This is a genomic window from Halomonas saccharevitans, from assembly GCF_032333995.1.
Lineage (GTDB): Bacteria > Pseudomonadota > Gammaproteobacteria > Pseudomonadales > Halomonadaceae > Halomonas > Halomonas saccharevitans.
On record NZ_JAVXUR010000002.1, the window covers coordinates 410,040 to 427,596 of the forward strand.

Annotated in this window: 18 protein-coding genes; 14 read left to right on the forward strand and 4 right to left on the reverse strand. The window is 67.9% G+C overall.

From position 1 onward, the window contains the following. The first annotated feature begins 15 nt into the window (after positions 1-15). From cobA to RSO68_RS07430, 14 genes are all read left to right on the forward strand, one after another. Positions 16-864 (forward strand): uroporphyrinogen-III C-methyltransferase, encoded by an 849-nt coding sequence (cobA, locus tag RSO68_RS07365; RefSeq protein WP_315586048.1) that lies wholly within the window; start codon positions 16-18, stop codon positions 862-864. Further along, entirely contained in the window at positions 864-2,444 is a 1,581-nt protein-coding gene (locus RSO68_RS07370) for a cytochrome D1 domain-containing protein (protein ID WP_315586050.1), read from the forward strand. Before cobA ends, RSO68_RS07370 begins: the two co-directional genes overlap by 1 nt. Before the next feature lie 96 nt (positions 2,445-2,540). Beyond that, positions 2,541-3,752 (forward strand): NnrS family protein, encoded by a 1,212-nt coding sequence (locus RSO68_RS07375; protein ID WP_315586052.1) that lies wholly within the window; start codon positions 2,541-2,543, stop codon positions 3,750-3,752. Between the two features lie 33 nt (positions 3,753-3,785). Beyond that, positions 3,786-4,172: a SirB2 family protein gene (locus RSO68_RS07380; protein WP_315586055.1), complete on the forward strand. Its 387-nt coding sequence runs from the start codon at positions 3,786-3,788 to the stop codon at positions 4,170-4,172. Between the two features lie 105 nt (positions 4,173-4,277). After that, positions 4,278-4,595 (forward strand): carboxymuconolactone decarboxylase family protein, encoded by a 318-nt coding sequence (locus RSO68_RS07385; RefSeq protein ID WP_315586057.1) that lies wholly within the window; start codon positions 4,278-4,280, stop codon positions 4,593-4,595. Between the two features lie 127 nt (positions 4,596-4,722). After that, positions 4,723-5,751 (forward strand): amino acid ABC transporter substrate-binding protein, encoded by a 1,029-nt coding sequence (locus RSO68_RS07390; RefSeq protein WP_315586060.1) that lies wholly within the window; start codon positions 4,723-4,725, stop codon positions 5,749-5,751. 86 nt (positions 5,752-5,837) lie between these two features. Further along, on the forward strand, positions 5,838-7,016 hold the full coding sequence (locus RSO68_RS07395) for an amino acid ABC transporter permease (protein WP_089846444.1): 1,179 nt from the start codon (positions 5,838-5,840) through the stop codon (positions 7,014-7,016). Between the two features lie 34 nt (positions 7,017-7,050). Further along, positions 7,051-8,133 (forward strand): amino acid ABC transporter permease, encoded by a 1,083-nt coding sequence (locus RSO68_RS07400; protein WP_089846682.1) that lies wholly within the window; start codon positions 7,051-7,053, stop codon positions 8,131-8,133. 58 nt (positions 8,134-8,191) lie between these two features. Then, the gene (locus tag RSO68_RS07405) at positions 8,192-8,920 is read left to right on the forward strand and encodes an amino acid ABC transporter ATP-binding protein (protein WP_089846684.1); all 729 of its coding nucleotides are present in this window, start codon (positions 8,192-8,194) and stop codon (positions 8,918-8,920) included. 190 nt (positions 8,921-9,110) lie between these two features. Next, positions 9,111-9,563, forward strand: a complete 453-nt coding sequence (locus tag RSO68_RS07410; RefSeq protein WP_089846446.1) for a c-type cytochrome — start codon at positions 9,111-9,113, stop codon at positions 9,561-9,563. Between the two features lie 61 nt (positions 9,564-9,624). Further along, entirely contained in the window at positions 9,625-10,980 is a 1,356-nt protein-coding gene (locus tag RSO68_RS07415; protein ID WP_089846448.1) for a cbb3-type cytochrome c oxidase subunit I, read from the forward strand. A gap of 57 nt (positions 10,981-11,037) precedes the next feature. Continuing rightward, complete coding sequence (locus RSO68_RS07420) at positions 11,038-11,850, forward strand: CbbQ/NirQ/NorQ/GpvN family protein (RefSeq protein ID WP_315586070.1); 813 nt, start codon at positions 11,038-11,040, stop codon at positions 11,848-11,850. A 199-nt stretch (positions 11,851-12,049) separates the two neighbouring features. Beyond that, positions 12,050-13,996: a nitric oxide reductase activation protein NorD gene (locus RSO68_RS07425; protein WP_315586071.1), complete on the forward strand. Its 1,947-nt coding sequence runs from the start codon at positions 12,050-12,052 to the stop codon at positions 13,994-13,996. A gap of 65 nt (positions 13,997-14,061) precedes the next feature. Then, the gene (locus RSO68_RS07430) at positions 14,062-14,280 is read left to right on the forward strand and encodes a hypothetical protein (RefSeq protein ID WP_089846454.1); all 219 of its coding nucleotides are present in this window, start codon (positions 14,062-14,064) and stop codon (positions 14,278-14,280) included. Between the two features lie 78 nt (positions 14,281-14,358). On the opposite strand, the gene RSO68_RS07435 is transcribed toward RSO68_RS07430, so the two are convergent. The 4 genes from RSO68_RS07435 to RSO68_RS07450 all read right to left on the reverse strand — a co-directional run bounded on the left by RSO68_RS07435 (position 14,359) and on the right by RSO68_RS07450 (position 17,394). Further along, positions 14,359-14,649, reverse strand: coding sequence for a hypothetical protein (locus RSO68_RS07435; protein ID WP_089846455.1), 291 nt, complete (start codon positions 14,647-14,649; stop codon positions 14,359-14,361). A 102-nt stretch (positions 14,650-14,751) separates the two neighbouring features. Continuing rightward, a complete protein-coding gene (locus tag RSO68_RS07440) occupies positions 14,752-15,333 on the reverse strand; it encodes a cytochrome c oxidase subunit 3 family protein (RefSeq protein WP_315586074.1) in 582 nt (193 codons plus the stop codon). Beyond that, positions 15,330-15,794: a DUF4870 family protein gene (locus RSO68_RS07445; RefSeq protein WP_315586076.1), complete on the reverse strand. Its 465-nt coding sequence runs from the start codon at positions 15,792-15,794 to the stop codon at positions 15,330-15,332. Before RSO68_RS07445 ends, RSO68_RS07440 begins: the two co-directional genes overlap by 4 nt. 217 nt (positions 15,795-16,011) lie before the next feature. Continuing rightward, complete coding sequence (locus tag RSO68_RS07450) at positions 16,012-17,394, reverse strand: MFS transporter (RefSeq protein WP_315586078.1); 1,383 nt, start codon at positions 17,392-17,394, stop codon at positions 16,012-16,014. Positions 17,395-17,557: the final 163 nt, after the last annotated feature.

Here is a 17,557-nt window from a genome sequence, read left to right on the forward strand (position 1 = left end):
GGCGAGGACACCTCCATGCCGTCACGTCGTGTTTCCTATGATCTCGCCGAGGCGCCCATGGCGCCCGGCGAGGTGGCCATCGTCGGCGCCGGCCCGGGCGACCCCGGGCTTCTGACCCTGCGCGCCCTGTCGCTGCTCGAACAGGCCGATTGCCTGGTCTTCGATCGCCTGGTCTCCAAGGAGGTGCTGGCCCTGGCGAGCCCTCGGGCCCGGCGCTTCTATGTCGGCAAGGCGTCGCGCTGCCACGCCCTGACCCAGGACGAGACCAACGCGCTGCTGGTGCGTCTGGCCGAGGAGGGCCGGCGGGTGGTGCGGCTCAAGGGCGGCGACCCCTACATCTTCGGGCGCGGCGGCGAGGAAGCCGAGGTGCTGATCGAGCACGGCATCGACTTCCGGGTGGTGCCGGGCATCACCTCCGCCCAGGGCTGCGCGGCCTACGGCGGCTTTCCGCTGACCCACCGCGACCACGCCCAGAGCGTCACCTTCGTCACCGGCCACTGCAAGGCCGACGGCGAGCTGGCCCTGGACTGGAGCGCCCTGGCGGTGCCCCACCACACGGCGGTGTTCTACATGGGCCTGGCCAATGCCGGGCTGATCAGCCGCCAGCTGCAGGACCACGGCCTGCCGGCGAGCCACCCCGTGGCCCTGGTGGAGCGCGGCACCACCCCCGAACAGCGCCGGGTGATCACCTGCTTGGGCGAACTGGTCGAGACCATCGCCCGCGAGAAGCTCCAGCCGCCGACGCTGATCGTGGTGGGCGAGGTGGTGCGCCTGGCCACGACCCTCGCCCAGCCCACCCCGGCCGAGGCCATCTTCATCGAGGGCGAGACGCTCGAACTGGTGCCCCAGCGGGTGGCGCTCTGATGCGATCGCTCTCGTTCCCCCGCGGCCTCGCGACCCTGGCCGGTGCCGCACTGCTGACGATCATCGCACCGGCGCTGGCCGAGGGCCCCGAGTCGCTCTACCGGGCCCAGTGCGCGTCCTGCCACGGCGAGGATCGCCTGGGCGGCATCGGCCCGGCGCTGCTGCCGAGCAACCTCTCGCGGCTCACGCCCGAGGCCGCCGAGACGGTGATCCGCGACGGCCGGGCGGCCAGTCAGATGCCCGGCTTCGGCGAGCGGCTGGACGACGCGGCGATCGCCTCGCTGGCCGAGTGGCTCTACCGCGAGCCCGAGGTGGCGCCCACCTGGGGACGCGATGAGATCCTCGCCAGCCAGGCGGTCCCGCATCCGGACGGCTCACTGCCCGACGCGCCGCGCTTCGACGCCGACCCGCTCAATCTCTTCGTGGTGGTGGAGACCGGCGACCATCACGCCAGCGTGCTCGACGGCGATACCTTCGAGCGGATCCACCGCTTCCCGACCCGCTACGCCCTGCACGGCGGGCCCAAGTACACCCCGGACGGGCGCTACGTCTTCTTCGGCTCCCGGGACGGCTGGATCACCAAGGTCGACCTCTATAACCTCGAGGTGGTGGCCGAGGTGCGCGCCGGCATCAATATGCGCAACATCGCCGTCTCCGCCGACGGCCGCTACGTGATGGCCGCCAACTACCTGCCCCACAGCCTGGTGCTCTTCGATGCCCACGACCTCGACCTGATGAAGGTCTACCCGGTGGTCGGCGAGCAGGGCGAGAGCTCGCGGGTCAGCGCCGTCTATGCCGCGCCGCCGCGGGGCAGCTTCATCGCCGCGCTCAAGGACATCGAGGAGGTGTGGGAGATCCCCTGGCCGCTGCCCACCGAGCCGGTGGTCGCTACCGGCCACATGGCCACCCCGCTCGAACCGAGGCGCCGCCACGACACGCAAAGCTTCCGGGTGCGCCGCCTCCCGGTGCCGGACTACCTGGACGACTTCTTCTTCGACCCGGCCTATCGCCACGTGATCGGTGCCTCCCGAGGTGGAGAGAGTGACGGCCAGGGCGGCATGGTGATCGATCTGGACAGCGGCGAGAAGGTCGCCGACCTGCCGCTGGAGGGCATGCCGCACCTGGGGTCCGGCATCACCTGGGAGCACGAGGGGCGCCGCGTCATGGCCACGCCCCACCTGACCCGGGCGGCGGTGTCGATCATCGACATGAACGACTGGACGGTGATCAAGACCCTCGAGACCGATGGCCCCGGCTTCTTCATGCGCAGCCACGCCAACTCCCCCTACGCCTGGGTGGACGTCTTCTTCGGCCCGAACCGCGACCGGGTGCACGTGATCGACAAGGCGAGCCTCGAGATCGTCGAGACCCTGATCCCCGAGCCCGGCAAGACCGCCGCCCACGTGGAGTTCGACCGTGACGGCGAGAAGCTGCTGCTGAGCCTGTGGGAGGAGGACGGCGCGGTGATCGTCTATGACGCCGTCACCCTCGAGGAGGAGCAGCGCATCCCGATGAGCCGGCCCTCGGGCAAGTACAACGTCTGGAACAAGACGCGCTACGAAGAGGGCACCAGTCACTGAGGCGCTATAAGAAGCATTCTTGATACCTGTCAAGGAAGGGGGCGGGGGGCTGGGCCACAATGGCCATCACCAAGCGTTTTAGTCGGGTATAGCGCCATGCAATCGACCTCCTCCTCCGTTAGCTCCTCCTCGCTGTCGCGCCTGCCGGTGGCGAGGCTGGCTTTTCGCCCCTTCTTCCTGCTGGCCGCGCTTTACGGCGTGGTGGCGATGGTCGTGTGGCTGGCCTTCTGGCACGGCGACATCCTGCTGCGACCCGTCGGCGGGCTGATGTTCTGGCACCAGCACGAGATGCTGTTCGGCTTCGCGACCGCGGTGGTGGCGGGCTTTCTGCTCACCGCAGTGCAGAACTGGACCGGGCTGCCAAGCCTCAAAGGCGGACCGCTGCTGGCGCTGGTCGCGCTTTGGCTGGCCGGGCGGGCCCTGATGGCCTTTCCGCCGGAGACGGCGGACTGGCTGCCGATGCTGGTCGACCTGGCGTTCCTGCCGGTGGTGGCCGGCGTCATGGCCCGACTAGTGATTGCCGCGAAGCGCTGGCGCAACCTGATCTTCCTGCCGGCGCTGGGGCTGTTGACCCTGGCCAACCTGGCCATGCACCTGGGGGTGCTCAATGGCGATGCCGAGCTGATCCGCCAGGCCGCCTACCTGGCGGTGCTGCTGATTACCCTGCTGATGGTGGTGGTCGGCGGCCGGGTGATCGCCATGTTCACCGCCAACCGCCTGGGTCTCACCCGCCGGCCGGCGATCCCGGCGCTGGAGTATGCAAGCCTGGGTAGCGTGCTGGCCGTGGTCCTGGCACAGGGGCTCGCCGTGCTCGGCGTGGCGCTGCCGGGCGCGCTCTTCGCCACCCTCCTGGGGCTGGCGGCGTTCGCCAACGCCGTGCGCCTGGCGCGCTGGGGCGGCCAGCACAGCGGGCGAGAGCCGCTGCTTTGGGGCCTCCACGGCAGCTACGCCTTCATTCCCGTGGGCCTCGCGATGTGGGCGCTGGCGGCGCTGGGCCTGTTCCGCGCGGAGCTGGCCGTGCATGCGCTGACCATCGGCGGCATGGGCACCATGATGCTTTCGATGATGTCGCGGGTGGCGCTTGGCCACACCGCGCGCCCCATCCGCACCCTGCCGGGCATCGGCGTGGCGCTCGGCCTGATGCTCGCCGCCGCCGTGCTGCGCTCGCCGGTGCTGGCGCTCGTCCCCGAGATCACCCACTGGACCTACAACCTGGGCATCATCTTCTGGTGCCTGGCCTACGCGATCTTCCTGTTCCACTATGCGGGGCCGCTGCTGTCGGCCCGGGCCGACGGCAAGGATGGATAAGACTCACCGCCCCTGACACCGATGCCGAGCACCATGGAACACTACTCCCTGATCAAGCACCTGCACGTCACCGCCGCCGTCCTGAGCCTCGCCTTCTTCCTGCTGCGGGCCTGGTGGTCGGTGTGCGAGGCGCCGCTGCTGCAGCGGCGCTGGGTGAAGGTGGTGCCTCACCTCATCGATACCGCCCTGCTGGGGCTCGGCGTGACGCTAATGGTGCTGCTCTCCGCCTGGCCCCAACAGCAGCCCTGGCTCGCCGCCAAGCTGATCGCCCTGCTTGGCTACATCGGCCTGGGCACGCTGGCGATCAAGCGCGGCCGCACCCCCGCGGTGCGCGGCGTCGCGGCGCTGGCGGCGCTGGCCACCTTCGCCTACATGCTGGGGGCGGCCGTGACCCACAGCACGCTCTCCTGGCTGGCCTGAGGCCAGGAGCGCCTGCGCTGCGATGTATGTGCTGAGGCCCCATGTGCTGAGCCCTATATGCAGTCCTATACTGACTCCGCCACTCGTCTGCAGAAGGATAATCTCATGTCGAAACAGGAACTCCCCGCTGGTGCCGGTCAGGTGGCCGAGCAGTATCCAGAGGTCTGGTCGGCCTATGCCGAGCTCGGCCGGGCCTGTGCCGAGTCCGGCCCGCTGGACGCGCGCACGCGTCGCCTGATCAAGCTGGCGCTGGCCGTGGGGGCGCGCTCCGAGGGGGCGGTGCACTCCCACGTGCGTCGCGGCCTGGAGGAGAGCGAGTCCGCCGAGGCCCTGAAGCAGGTGGCCATGCTGGCCATCCCCACCCTGGGCCTGCCCGGCGGCGTCGCGGCCCTGACCTGGATCGAGGACATTACCGAATCCTGATTGCCCGCGGCCCTCGGGCCACTGGGACAAGCGTTTAAACGTGAGTTGGTCACGCCGCTTCGGGGTCTGCTAGGTTCGAGACTGCTGCATCAGCAGTATTCGATCTACCAGACCCCGGAGTCTTTTCATGCGCAACAATAACAAGACACTGCTCTCCCTCTCCGCCGCTGCCCTCTGCGTCGGCATGGTCTCCTCCGCCTCGGCGGCCACCCTGGACGAGGTGAAGGAGCGTGGCGAGCTGCGCTGCGGCGTCAACGTGGGCCTCTCGGGCTTCTCCTCGCCCGACGAGGACGGCACCTGGCAGGGGCTCGATGTGGAGACCTGCCGCGGCATCGCCGCCGCGATCTTCGGCGATCCCGAGGCGGTCTCCTTCACGCCGCTGACCGCCAAGGAGCGCTTCACCGCCCTGCAGTCCGGCGAGATCGACGTCCTCTCGCGCAACACCACCTGGACCGCGACCCGCGACAACTCGCTGGGGCTTAACTTCACCGCCACCACCTTCTACGACGGCCAGGGCTTCATGGTGGCCAAGGACCTGGGGCTCGAGGGGCCCAAGCAGTTCGACGGCGCCTCGATCTGCATTCAGTCCGGCACCACCCACGAGCTCAACCTGGCCGACTACTTCCCCTCCCGCGGCATCGACATCCAGACCGTCACCTTCGACACCCCCGACCAGACCGCCCAGGGCTTCGCCAGCGGCCGCTGCGACATCCTGACCTCGGACACCTCGCAGCTCAGCGCCCTGCGACTGCAGCTGCCCGAGCCCGGCAGCGTCGAGATCCTCGAGACGCTGATCTCCAAGGAACCGCTCGGCCCCGTGGTGCGCCAGGGCGACGATCAGTGGCTGGACATCGTCAAGTGGTCGATCTTCGCCATGGTCAACGCCGAGGAGCTCGGCGTGAACAGCGATAACGTCGACGAGATGAAGGCCACCCCGCCCAACCCACAGGTGGCGCGCCTGCTGGGCGTGGATGGCGACTATGGCGAGCAGATGGGGCTGGAAAACGACTGGGCCTATCAGCTGATCAGCCACGTCGGCAACTACCACGAGGTCTTCGCCAGCACCGTGGGTGAGGATTCGCCCATGCAGATCAGCCGTGGCGTGAACGCGCTGTGGAACGAGGGCGGCATCCTCTACGCACCGCCGGTCCGCTGATCGCTCGGACACCGAACGTTCCCTGAACGGGCATCACGCATGGCGACATGCGTGATGCCGTGTCGTTGACGTCCACGAGGCTCGATATGCTGCGTTCTTCTTCACGGGAGCGGGGGCCGCTGTGGCGCGACCCCACCTTCCGCGCCCTGCTGGTGCAGGGCATCCTGCTGCTGGCGCTGGGGGCCTTCATCGCCATGGTGGTGTCGAACACCCTGGCCAACCTCGAGGCCCGGGGGATCACCACCGGTTTCGACTTCCTCCAGGACCGCGCCGGCTTCTCGATCCCCCAGACCCTGATCGACTACTCCGGCGACAGCACCTATGCCCGCACCTTCGTGGTGGGGCTGCTCAACACCCTGCTGGTCTCCGCCCTGGGCATCGTCACGGCGACCCTGATCGGCTTCGCCGTGGGCATCGCCCGGCTGTCACCCAACTGGCTGCTGGCCCGGCTGGCCACCGCCTACGTCGAGATCTTCCGCAACATTCCGCTGCTGGTGCAGATCCTGTTCTGGTACTTCGCCGTGCTGCAGGCCCTGCCGAGCCCCCGCAACAGCCACTCGCTGTTCGAGGCGATCTTTCTCAACGTGCGCGGCGTGGTGCTGCCCGGCCCCCAGCCGCTTGACGGCTTCGCCGCCACCCCCTGGGCGCTGCTGGCCGCGGTGATCGCCACCGCCGGGCTGGTGCGCTACGCCCGGCGTCGTCAGGCGCAAACCGGGCAGGCCCTGCCGATCTTCAAGCTCGGCGCGCTGATTCTGATCGGCCTGCCGGCGCTCACCTTCGTCGCCACGGGCATGCCGCTCGAGTGGTCCATCCCGTCGCTTGCCGGCTTCAACTTCCAGGGCGGCGTGACGATCCTGCCCGAGCTGATGGCGCTGTGGCTGGCGCTCTCGATCTACACCGCCTCCTTCATCGCCGAGATCGTGCGCTCGGGGATCCAGTCGGTGCCCCAGGGCCAGGTGGAGGCGGCCAAGGCGCTGAGCCTGCCGGGCGGCATCATCCTGCGCAAGGTGGTGATTCCCCAGGCGATGCGGGTGATCGTGCCGCAGCTGACCAGCCAGCACCTCAACCTGATCAAGAACTCGTCGCTCGCCACGGCGATCGGCTACCCGGATCTGGTGGCGGTGTTCTCCGGCACGGCGCTGAACCAGACCGGCCAGGCCATCGAGATCGTCGCCATGACCATGGGCGTCTACCTGCTGATCAACCTGGTGGTGTCCGCGCTGATGAACCTCTACAACGCGCGCACGCTGCTCAAGGAGCGCTGAGATGGCAGATACCATTACCACCACCGAGCCCGAGATGGTCGCCGAGCGGCGTCCCCCCGACCTGCGTCGCGGACTGCTCGGCTGGCTGCATGCCAACCTCTTCAATACCCCGCTCAACGGGGTGGTGACCCTGATCACCGTGACGCTGCTTTCCATGCTGCTGTGGCCCGCGCTGCAGTGGGCGGTGTTCCAGGCCGACTGGCTCGGCGACTCCCGCGAGGCGTGCAGCGGCGAGGGGGCCTGCTGGGTCTTCATCAGCGCGCGTTTCGAGTCGATCGTCTACGGCTTCTATCCCGAGGCCGAGCGCTGGCGGGTGGATCTGGTCTTCGTCCTGCTGGCGGTGCTGATCGCCTGGCTGGTCATCCCGCGCCTGCCCGCCAAGCGCTGGGTGGGGGTGTTCGCCCTGGTGGGTTTCCCCGTGCTGGCCTTCTTCCTGCTGGTGGGCGGCAGTTTCGGGCTCACCCACGTGCCGACCCGCGAATGGGGCGGGGTGATGCTGACCCTGACCATCGCCACCGTGGGCATCGTCGGCTCGCTGCCCATCGGCGTGGTGCTGGCGCTGGGGCGGCGCTCGAAGATGCCGCTGGTGCGGGGCTTCTGCGTGGTGTTCATCGAGTTCTGGCGCGGCGTGCCGCTGATCACGGTGCTGTTCATGGCCTCGGTGATGCTGCCGCTCTTCGTGCCCACCCAGGTGGAGTTCGACAAACTGCTGCGGGCGCTGGTGGGCATCATGTTCTTCTGGAGCGCCTACATGGCCGAGGTGGTGCGCGGCGGTCTGCAGGCCATCCCCAGCGGCCAGGAAGAAGCGGCCAAGGCGATGGGCATGGGCTACTGGCAGCGCATGGGGCTGATCGTGCTGCCCCAGTCGCTCAAGCTGGTCATCCCCGGCATCGTCAACACCTTCATTGCGCTGTTCAAGGACACCTCGCTGGTGCTGATCATCGGGCTCTTCGACCTGCTGGCGATCATCCGCGCGGGACTCACCGACAGCAACTGGCTGGGCTTCGCCACCGAGGGCTACGTCTTCGCGGCCCTGGTGTTCTGGGTGTTCTGCTTTGGCATGTCGCGCTACAGCCAGTACATCGAACGGCGCCTGCATACCGGCCATCGGAACTGACCATCATCAACGGGACCTTCTCATGAATCAGGCAAATGCTGCCCGGGCCGACGCACCCATGGTCGAGATCACCGGGCTCAACAAGTGGTATGGCGACTTCCACGTGCTGCGCGACATCGACCTGACGGTCGCCCAGGGTGAGCGCATCGTCATCTGTGGCCCCTCGGGGTCGGGCAAGTCGACGCTGATCCGCTGCATCAACCACCTCGAGGAGCACCAGGAGGGTCGCATCGTGGTCAATGGCCTGCCCATGACCCGCGACGTGAAGCGCATCGAGCAGATCCGCCGCAACGTCGGCATGGTGTTCCAGCACTTCAACCTCTTCCCCCACCTGAGCGTGCTGGACAACTGCTGCATCTCCCAGACCTGGGTGCAGAAGAAGCCGCGTGCCGAGGCCGAGCGCACGGCGATGGAGATCCTCGAGCGGGTGCAGATCGCCGACCAGGCTCGCAAGTATCCGGGTCAGCTCTCCGGGGGCCAGCAGCAGCGCGTGGCCATCGCCCGGGCACTGTGCATGCAGCCGGAGGTGATGCTCTTCGACGAGCCGACCTCGGCGCTCGATCCCGAGATGATCAAGGAGGTGCTCGACGTGATGGTCGAGCTGGCCCAGGACGGCATGACCATGCTCTGCGTGACCCATGAGATGGGCTTCGCCAAGACCGTGGCCGACCGGGTGATCTTCATGGATCAGGGCCAGATCATCGAACAGGCGCCCCCCGAGACCTTCTTCAACCATCCGCGCTCCGAGCGCACCAAGCTCTTCCTCGGCCAGATCCTCGGCCACTGAGCCCCTCCCGGGCGGCGGCCTCGCGGTCGTCGTCCGCCTTCCTCTTGCCGAAAATTGATCGACGTCAAGGCTCCATGCCGTGCCCTGCTGCTAGGCTTAACATGTATTTCCTATACATCTTAATAAGGGCGCAGGGCCGCTTGCCGTGAGAGGCGACGGCACTGCCACACGAGCAAGGGGGGTATGGTCCATGGCCGACGGTCTCACCAAGTCGGCGGCCCGCAACATCTTCTACGGCGGGTCGCTGTTCTTCTTTCTGCTGTTTGCCGCACTGACGGCCCACAGCCACTGGTACATGGTCACCACGTCCACCGACAGCGAGGGGCTCACCGAGTCCGTCAAGCACGGCAAGGAAGTGTGGGAAAAGAACATGTGCATCAACTGCCACAGCATCATGGGCGAGGGCGCCTACTTCGCGCCGGAGCTGGGCAACGTCTGGGAGCGCTACGGCGGTCACGAGAACCCCGACGCGGCCCGCGCGGGCCTCGCCGCCTGGATCCGCGCGCAGCCGCTGGGGGGCGAGGGACGCCGCCAGATGCCCGCCTACGACTTCAGCGAGGAGGAGATGCAGTCGCTGATCGACTTCCTGGAGTGGACCGACGGCATCGACGACCAGGACTGGCCGCCGCACCCCGCCGGCTGAGCCGCCGGACCGCCGGGACGCCGGACCGCGGATCGCGGATCAATCGAGGAGAACGATACCGATGAAATACGAAACCCAGAAGGTGGCGCTGCCCTTCTTCATGGTGGCCATGGCGCTCTTCGCGCTGCAGGTGGTCTTCGGGCTGCTGGCCGCCACCGTCTATGCCTGGCCCAACTTCATGGCCGAGGTCATGCCCTTCAATATCATGCGCGTCAGCCATACCAACCTGCTGATCGTCTGGCTGCTGATCGGCTTCATGGGCGCCACCTACTATCTGATGCCGGAAGAGGCCGAGCGCGAGACCCACAGCCCCACCATCGCCTATATCCAGCTGGCGATCTTCGCCTTCGCCGGCGCCGCGGCGCTGGTCGGCTACCAGTTCGGGATCCACGAAGGGCGCGAGTTTCTCGAGCAGCCGTTCTGGATCAAGGTACTGATCACCATCTCGTTCCTGATGTTCCTGTTCAATACCAGCATGACCCTCGCCAAGGGGCGGCGAACCGCCATCAACCTGGTGCTGATGCTGGGCCTGTGGCTGGCTGCAGTGTTCTGGCTGTTCGCCTTCTACAACCCCTCCAACCTCGCCGTGGACAAGCTCTACTGGTGGTGGGTGGTGCACCTCTGGGTCGAGGGCGTGTGGGAGCTGATCATGGCGGCGCTGCTGGGTTACCTGCTGATCAAGATGACCGGCGTCGACCGCGAGGTGATCGAGAAGTGGCTCTATATCATCGTCGGCCTGTCGCTGTTCTCCGGGCTGCTGGGCACCGGCCACCACTATTACTGGATCGGCGCGCCGAGCTACTGGCAGCCCATCGGCAGCATCTTCTCCACTCTGGAGGTGATCCCCTTCTTCGCCATGGTGGTGTTCGCCTTCACCATGTTCTGGAAGGGCAGCCGCAACCATCCCAACAAGGCCGCCATGCTGTGGGCCCTGGGTTGCCCGACCGTGGCCTTCTTCGGCGCCGGCGTGTGGGGCTTCATGCACACCCTGCACTGGGTCAACTATTACAGCCACGGCACCCAGGTCACCGCCGCCCACGGCCACCTGGCCTTCTACGGGGCGTACGTGATGTTGATGCTTGGCATCATCACCTTCGCCATGCCGCAGCTGCGCCGCGTGCAGCCCTATAACCAGGTGCTGAACATGTGGGGCTTCTGGATCATGACCGGCGCCATGTGCTTCATGACCTTCACGCTGACCTTCGCGGGTGTCGTCCAGACCCACCTGCAGCGCGTGCTGGGGATGAACTACATGGAGGTGCAGGACCAGCTCGGTCTCTTCTACCTGATGCGCCTGGGCGCCGGCGTGGCGGTGGCCATCGGCGCGGTGATGCTGATCTATGCCTTCTTCGGCCCGGCTCGCGAGCAGGTGCCGGCCGGCGGCACCCAGCTGACCGCGGGTCCCGATCGCGCCTGACCCACCGAGGGCCCCGGTCGGGGCCCTCGTTCGTTCACCCAGACGGGAGTGATCCCCATGCCGCTTTCCTCCGTGGCCGCCAACGCCGACGAGCAGGCGATTCCCTACTACCAGAGCGTCGGCAACGAGTGCGCCCTGTTCGACCAGGCCTTCCAGCAGCGCCTGCCCATGCTGCTCAAGGGGCCGACCGGCTGCGGCAAGACCCGCTTTGTCAGCCACATGGCGGCCAAGCTCGGCAAGCCGCTCTACACCGTCTCCTGCCACGACGACCTGACCGCCGCCGACCTCACCGGACGCTATCTGCTGCAGGGCGGCGAGACCCGCTGGGTCGACGGCCCGCTGACTCGCGCGGTGCGCGAGGGCGGCATCTGCTACCTCGACGAGGTGGTGGAGGCGCGCAAGGATGTCACCGTGGTGCTCCACCCGCTGACCGACGACCGCCGCCTGCTGCCGCTGGAGCGCACCGGCGAGCTGCTTGAGGCGCCGGACGACTTCATGCTGGTGGTCTCCTACAACCCGGGCTATCAGCACATCCTCAAGTCGCTCAAGCCGAGTACCCGGCAGCGCTTCGTGGCGATGTCCTTCGATTTCCCGCCGCCGGCGGTGGAGCGCGACATCGTCGCCCGGGAGAGCGGTCTCGAGCCCGATCGCTGCGCGGCGCTGGTCAACCTGGCGGCGAGCCTGCGCGCGATGAAGGGCCAGGACCTGGAGGAGGGCGTCTCCACCCGGCTGCTGGTCTACTGCGCGACCCTGATCGGCGCCGGCATGCCGATCCTGGAGGCCGCCCGTGCCACCCTGGTGGAGCCGCTCTCGGATGACGCGGACGTCCAGGAGGGGCTGATGGAAGCCATCCAGGCCACGTTCGGATAACGGTTTTTCTCGAGGTCTTGTTGATGGAGCTGGGCTGCTCCGGCGACAAGCCTTCGCGAGGGCGCTGTGAACCCCTCCCTGGGCGCTACTTTTGCCATCCATGGCAAAAGACCCTCGCTTCGTCTTATCCCCGGACGCCCATGACCCGCGGTGAAACGGGCGCGTAAAACCCAGGCCATGTTTCCTCAGGAGACGTCATATGCTGGATTTTCTGGAAGTCGAGGAGACCGTCGGCCGCTTCTGGCACCGCTGGGCGTCCGGGGCGGCGAGCTACCCCGACCACCCCGAGGCGGCGGTGACCCTCGAGAGCCTGCGCCCCATGCTCGGCGTCTTCTTCCGCGCCGGCGGCGGCGAGGCGGGGGTCGAGGTGGCCGCCATTGCCCGGCGCGCCTCGGCGCACCGGCTGAGCCTGCGCCAGCGCCTGGGCCTCGATGAGGAGGATCTCGACCAGGCCCGTCGCGACGAGGAGCACCTGCTGCTGCCGCCGCGCCTGGCGCTGTTTCCCGAGGCGACCCTCAACCGCGACCTCTACCTGTGGCTCACCGCCTTCCTGGCCGAGGCCCGGCCGGTAACGCTGGCCGCGGACCCGCTGCAGGCCGATCTCGCGCGCCTGCGCGAGGCACGACGCACCGCGCGGGCGGCGCTGGCGCGCTTTCCGGGACTGACGGATCGCTACGTGCGCCTGAGCGGCGAACTGCTCGCCATCCGCCCGCGGCGCAAGGGCCTGCCGCCCATGGAGGCCGCCCTGGAGGCCGCCCTGCGCGCGGAGCTGGGCGCACCCGACCCCGAGGAGGCCTGGGCCAGCGCCATGCAGCGGGCCATCCGCGAGCCGGGCCGTCCCCTGGGCGACTTCCGTGCGCCGCGCGGCTATCGGCCGCTGCTGCCGGTGCCGCTGTGGGGCCAGGCCATCACCCTGGGCACCCGCGACGATGCCCGCGAGGCCTCGCTGGACGACGACGAGACGCCGACCAGCGCCGCCGCCTCCCCCGAGGACGACCAGGGCAAGCGCAAGGCCGACCGCCGCGAGCAGGACCAGGCCGACCGCGACGACCCGCTGATGCTCAACAACATGGAGAAGATGCTCTCCTGGGCCGAGATGGTGAACCTCAATCGCCTCGTCGACGACGATGAGGAAGAGGAAGCCAAGAAGGCCGCCGATCAGATCGACGAGATCGTGCTCACGCCTAACCGCAAGCGGGCGGCCTCGACGCTCAAGCTCGACCTCGACCTGGCCCCGGACGAGGCCAGCGGCGGCCGACTGAGAGGGCGCCACACCTATCCCGAGTGGAACCACCGCCGCCAGGCCTACCTGCCCGATCACTGCGTGGTACTCAGCGGCGTGCAGGAGGAGGAGGGCGAGGACTGGACGCCGGACGAGACCACTCGCCGGCGCATCCGTCGGGTGCGCCGCGAGTTCGAGGCCCTGCGCCCGCGGCGCGAGCTGCTGCGCGGCCAGCTGGACGGCTTTGATCTCGACATGGACGCGGTGATCCGCGCCCGCTGCGACCTGGCCGCTACCGGTGAGTCCAGCGATCGGCTCTACATCGATAGCCGCACCCAGGCCCGCGACCTGGCGGTGTCGGTCCTGGTCGACGTGTCGCTCTCCACCGAGGCCTGGCTGCAGGATCGTCGGGTGCTGGACGTGGCCAAGGAGGCGCTGCTAGTGCTGGGTCACGGCCTGGCCGGGTGTGGAGACGACTATTCGATTCACAGCTTCACCTCCCAGCGCCGCCACAAGGTCTGGGTGAATACCCTGAAGGACTTCGACGAGCCCATGGGGGAGCGGGTCTCGCGGCGCATCTCGGCGCTCAAGCCGGGCAACTATACCCGCATGGGACCGGCCATTCGCCATCTCACCAAGCAACTGAGCGAGCGGCCCAACCGCCATCGGCTGCTGCTGCTGCTCACCGACGGCAAGCCCAACGACAACGACTACTACGAGGGGCGCTACGGCATCGAGGACACCCGCAAGGCGGTGCTCGAGGCGCGGCGTCAGGAGGTGAAAGTGTTCGGCGTGACCATCGACCGCGAGGCGGGGCAGTATATTCCCCACCTGTTCGGCCGCGGCGGCTACGCCATCGTGCAGCGCCCGGAGCACCTCTCCCTGGCGTTGCCGGGTATCTATCGCCAGATCATCGCCACCTGAACTTCACCATCAGAACGTCATCACCAGAGCCTCGTCCGGCGAGGCCCAACGCAAGGAGGAGTGCCATGTCTCCCCGTTCTCGATTCGTGCTGGCCGCGGCGACCTGGTGCCTGGCCGCCGTGGCGCTGGTGCTGCCGCTGGTGTGGCTGCTCAACAACCGCGACTGGGGCATCGGCCTGATGCTGCTGACTCCGTTCCTGGTCTACGGCCTGATGCGCCTGGGCCGCGCCCTGGAGGGGTGGGCAAGGGCGACGCCGCCACCCGAGCACTCGCAGCGTCGCTAGCCACCCCCCACGATCTGGAACCACACGACGTCGAAGGGCCTGCGGATGCAGGCCCTTCGGCATTGCGGGCAGTGAGTATCAGGTAAAGCGCGCCGCCAGGTAGCCGCCGGCGATCAGCGCCAGCGTCAGCAGCACCAGGCCCACGAAGGTGCCCTTCCAGGCCGGCGTGGCGGCGCGCAGGTTGAGATAGACCATCAGGAGCCGCTGCGCCTTGAAGCCGGTGGCGGCGATCACCAGGCCCGCCGACCACAGCGGCAGCGCCTGCCAGCTGTGCTGGTCCAGGCGCGCCGAGACCATCGAGAGCAGCGTCAGGGCCATCAGCGTGGCCCAGGTGGTGAGCAGGCGGCGGGTGCCGGGAAGCGTAGTCATGATCACCTCGGGAGAGAGCCTTCAGCTTGATGGAGAGCCTTCAGCTTGATAAAGAGCCCTCAGCTCGCTGAAGAGCCCTCAGCGCAATAGGGAGCCATCAGCTCAACGTAATAGGTAGAGCAGCGGGTAGAGCAGGATCCAGATCAGGTCGACCATGTGCCAGAAGGCCGCGGCGGTCTCCACGTTCTCGGTGGAGGTGCGCCAGGTCACCAGCGCCAGCAGCGCCAGGCCGAACAGCACGTGGGCGAAGTGGAAGGCGGTGAGCCCGTAGTAGAAACCGAAGAAGGCGTTGGTCTCCGGGGTGATGCCGGCGGCGAACTTGCCGCCATACTCGATTCCCTTGATGACCCCGAACAGCACGCCCAGCGCCATGGAGACCCCCAGCCATTGGCGGGCCCGGCGGATGCGGTCGGCGCTCACCGCCTCCACGGCCAGAGCCACGCAGAGCCCGCTGGTCAGCAGCACCAGGGTGTTGAGCCCGCCGACCAGCGGGTCGAGCTGGCGCTGGGAGGCGTCGAACAGCGCCGTCGCGCCGACACGCTCCGCGGCATAGAGCGCGAAGAAGGCGCTGAAGACCAGCATCTCGCTCAAGATCAGCACCCACATCAGCGGGTTGCCGGGCAGCGCCGAGAGCGGACCCCAGCCGGGGTTGGGCAGCTCGCGTGTCAGGGTGCGCTCGCTCATTCGTCCGCCAGGGTGACCCGGGCGCCACCGAAGGCCAGGCTCGTCGGGTCGCGCACCGGCTCATTGGAGGTCAGCCGGCTGATGCCCACGCCGCAGCGCGCCACCATCCAGATCAGGCAGGCGGTGAAGTAGACGTAGCCCAGCGCCCAGGGCGCCACCGCGGGGGCGCCGACCAGCCCCAGCAGCTGCCAGGCGGCGACGAAGAGCCCCCCGCCCAGCATGCCCAGCCAGAAGGTGCGGATCTGGAACTGCAGGTGACTCTGCACCCAGGGCGCGGCGTGGCGCCGCTTGAGGTGGGCGATCAGCACGCCGATGGGCGCGGTGACCACGGCCAGCACGCTGCCCAGGAACAGCATGTAGACGACGATGGCGGCGCCGCGACCGCGGGCGGCCTTCTCCGAGTCGAGGTCGCCGTCGTGGGCCGGGGAGTGAAACTGAGTGTGGGACTGGGTTAGGGACATCGGGGAACACCTCGCATCCGGCACTCGGCCGGAGTCCGTATAGAGGGCCGGCCTATTGATGTATTTCACATGCCACTATAGCGCGGGGTGCGCCTGCCTTCCTTGGCCTGGATCAAGTCCATGCCCGTAAACGCGAATGCCGCCCGTGGGCGGCATTCCTGAGTCGGCATTCCTGAAGTGAAGTGAGTGGAGTGAGTGGAGTGAATGACGGAGCGGATCAGGCCTCGGCCTGCCGACCCGGGCGTGACGGCGCGGCGTCGTCAGCGGCTGCTTTTCCTGCGGCATAGCGGGCCGACGGCTCCTGAAGCTCCGGCAGGTAGCGATAGCGTTCCTCGCCAAGCTCCGGCACCCGGGCGCGCTCCATGCGCCGGATCGCGCCGTGCATCCAGATCAGCGACACGGCCACCAGCACGAAGAGCACCATGTAGGAGCTGGTCCAGACCCCGGTGAGGTCGAGCACGACGCCGAACAGGATGGGCAGGAAGAAGCCGCCCAGGCCGCCGATCATGCCGACCAGGCCGCCCACCGAGCCGACGTTCTCCGGATAGTAGACCGGGATGTGCTTGTAGACCGCGGCCTTGCCCAGCGACATGAAGAAGCCCAGCAGCACGGTCAGCACCACCACGCCCCACAGCGGCATGGCGAGCGAGAAGGCGATCTGGCCCTCCTTGCCCTCCACCACGTAGTGGGTCTCGGGATAGGCGAGCAGGAACAGGCAGACCAGCGAGGCGATGAAGGTCAGGTACATGATCGAGCGCGCGCCGTAGCGGTCGGACATCCAGCCGCCGAGCGCCCGGAAGACGCTGGCCGGCAGGGTGTAGAGGGCGGCCAGCGAGCCGGCCACGGCGATGCTGACGTCGTAGGCCCCCACGTAGTAGCGCGGCAGGTAGGAGGCCAGGGCGACGAAGGCGCCGAAGACGAAGAAGTAGTAGAGGGCGAAGCGCCACACCTGCAGGTGCTTGAGCGGGGCCAGCTGTTCCCGGGCGGAGGTGGCCTTGCCGCCCTGGCCGCGCCGGGAGAGCGTCAGCGGATCTTCCTTGGAGAACACCCAGAAGCCCACGGCCACCACGGTCAGCACGATGGCGTAGATCACCGCGGTCTGCTCCCAGCCCAGCGCCAGCAGCAGGAAGGGCGCGGCGAAGTTGGTCACCGCCGCCCCGGCGTTGCCGGCGCCGAATATGCCCAGCGCCGTGCCCTGGCGCTCCTTCTCGAACCAGTAGGAGGTGTAGGCGATGCCGACGATGAACGAGCCGCCGGCGAGGCCCACGCCGAGCGCCGCGACCAGGAACATCGCGTAGGACTCGACATAGGAGAGCAGAAAGACGCAGGCCGCGGTGACCAGCATCAGCAGGCTGAAGACGCGCCGGCCGCCGAACTGCTCGGTCCAGATGCCGAGGAAGATGCGGCTGATCGAGCCGGTCAGGATCGGGGTGGCCACCAGGATGCCGAACTGGGTCTCGTTGAGGCCCAGATCCTGCTTGATCTTGATGCCGATGATGGAAAAGATCGTCCACACCGCGAAGCAGGTGGTGAACGCCAGGGTGCTGAGTGACAGCGCCCGGATCTGTTGGGGCCGGGTCACCCCTTCGAGGTGTTTCATGTCTTGCCTCCTTCGGCGTGCATGAATGGTCGCTTTCCAGACTGGCAGGCGGAGGGCGGGGGATATTGACGTGCATCAAGTCCGCCGCCCCGCTACCCCTTGATATTCCAGGCCTATCCCTTTGGGAGTAGGGCGCCTGGCGGCGCCCCATCCTCTTGCGGGT

Excerpts from the sequence above, each read along its gene's own strand:
- RSO68_RS07435 (WP_089846455.1), bottom strand. The coding sequence starts at position 14,649 with ATGACTACGCTTCCCGGCACCCGCCGCCTGCTCACCACCTGGGCCACG.
- RSO68_RS07385 (WP_315586057.1), top strand. The coding sequence starts at position 4,278 with ATGTCGAAACAGGAACTCCCCGCTGGTGCCGGTCAGGTGGCCGAGCAG.
- RSO68_RS07375 (WP_315586052.1), top strand. The coding sequence starts at position 2,541 with ATGCAATCGACCTCCTCCTCCGTTAGCTCCTCCTCGCTGTCGCGCCTG.
- RSO68_RS07390 (WP_315586060.1), top strand. The coding sequence starts at position 4,723 with ATGCGCAACAATAACAAGACACTGCTCTCCCTCTCCGCCGCTGCCCTC.
- RSO68_RS07410 (WP_089846446.1), top strand. The coding sequence starts at position 9,111 with ATGGCCGACGGTCTCACCAAGTCGGCGGCCCGCAACATCTTCTACGGC.
- RSO68_RS07440 (WP_315586074.1), bottom strand. The coding sequence starts at position 15,333 with ATGAGCGAGCGCACCCTGACACGCGAGCTGCCCAACCCCGGCTGGGGT.
- RSO68_RS07420 (WP_315586070.1), top strand. The coding sequence starts at position 11,038 with ATGCCGCTTTCCTCCGTGGCCGCCAACGCCGACGAGCAGGCGATTCCC.
- RSO68_RS07380 (WP_315586055.1), top strand. The coding sequence starts at position 3,786 with ATGGAACACTACTCCCTGATCAAGCACCTGCACGTCACCGCCGCCGTC.
- RSO68_RS07395 (WP_089846444.1), top strand. The coding sequence starts at position 5,838 with ATGCTGCGTTCTTCTTCACGGGAGCGGGGGCCGCTGTGGCGCGACCCC.
- RSO68_RS07425 (WP_315586071.1), top strand. The coding sequence starts at position 12,050 with ATGCTGGATTTTCTGGAAGTCGAGGAGACCGTCGGCCGCTTCTGGCAC.
- RSO68_RS07400 (WP_089846682.1), top strand. The coding sequence starts at position 7,051 with ATGGTCGCCGAGCGGCGTCCCCCCGACCTGCGTCGCGGACTGCTCGGC.
- RSO68_RS07370 (WP_315586050.1), top strand. The coding sequence starts at position 864 with ATGCGATCGCTCTCGTTCCCCCGCGGCCTCGCGACCCTGGCCGGTGCC.
- cobA (WP_315586048.1), top strand. The coding sequence starts at position 16 with ATGCCGTCACGTCGTGTTTCCTATGATCTCGCCGAGGCGCCCATGGCG.
- RSO68_RS07405 (WP_089846684.1), top strand. The coding sequence starts at position 8,192 with ATGGTCGAGATCACCGGGCTCAACAAGTGGTATGGCGACTTCCACGTG.
- RSO68_RS07415 (WP_089846448.1), top strand. The coding sequence starts at position 9,625 with ATGAAATACGAAACCCAGAAGGTGGCGCTGCCCTTCTTCATGGTGGCC.
- RSO68_RS07445 (WP_315586076.1), bottom strand. The coding sequence starts at position 15,794 with ATGTCCCTAACCCAGTCCCACACTCAGTTTCACTCCCCGGCCCACGAC.
- RSO68_RS07450 (WP_315586078.1), bottom strand. The coding sequence starts at position 17,394 with ATGAAACACCTCGAAGGGGTGACCCGGCCCCAACAGATCCGGGCGCTG.
- RSO68_RS07430 (WP_089846454.1), top strand. The coding sequence starts at position 14,062 with ATGTCTCCCCGTTCTCGATTCGTGCTGGCCGCGGCGACCTGGTGCCTG.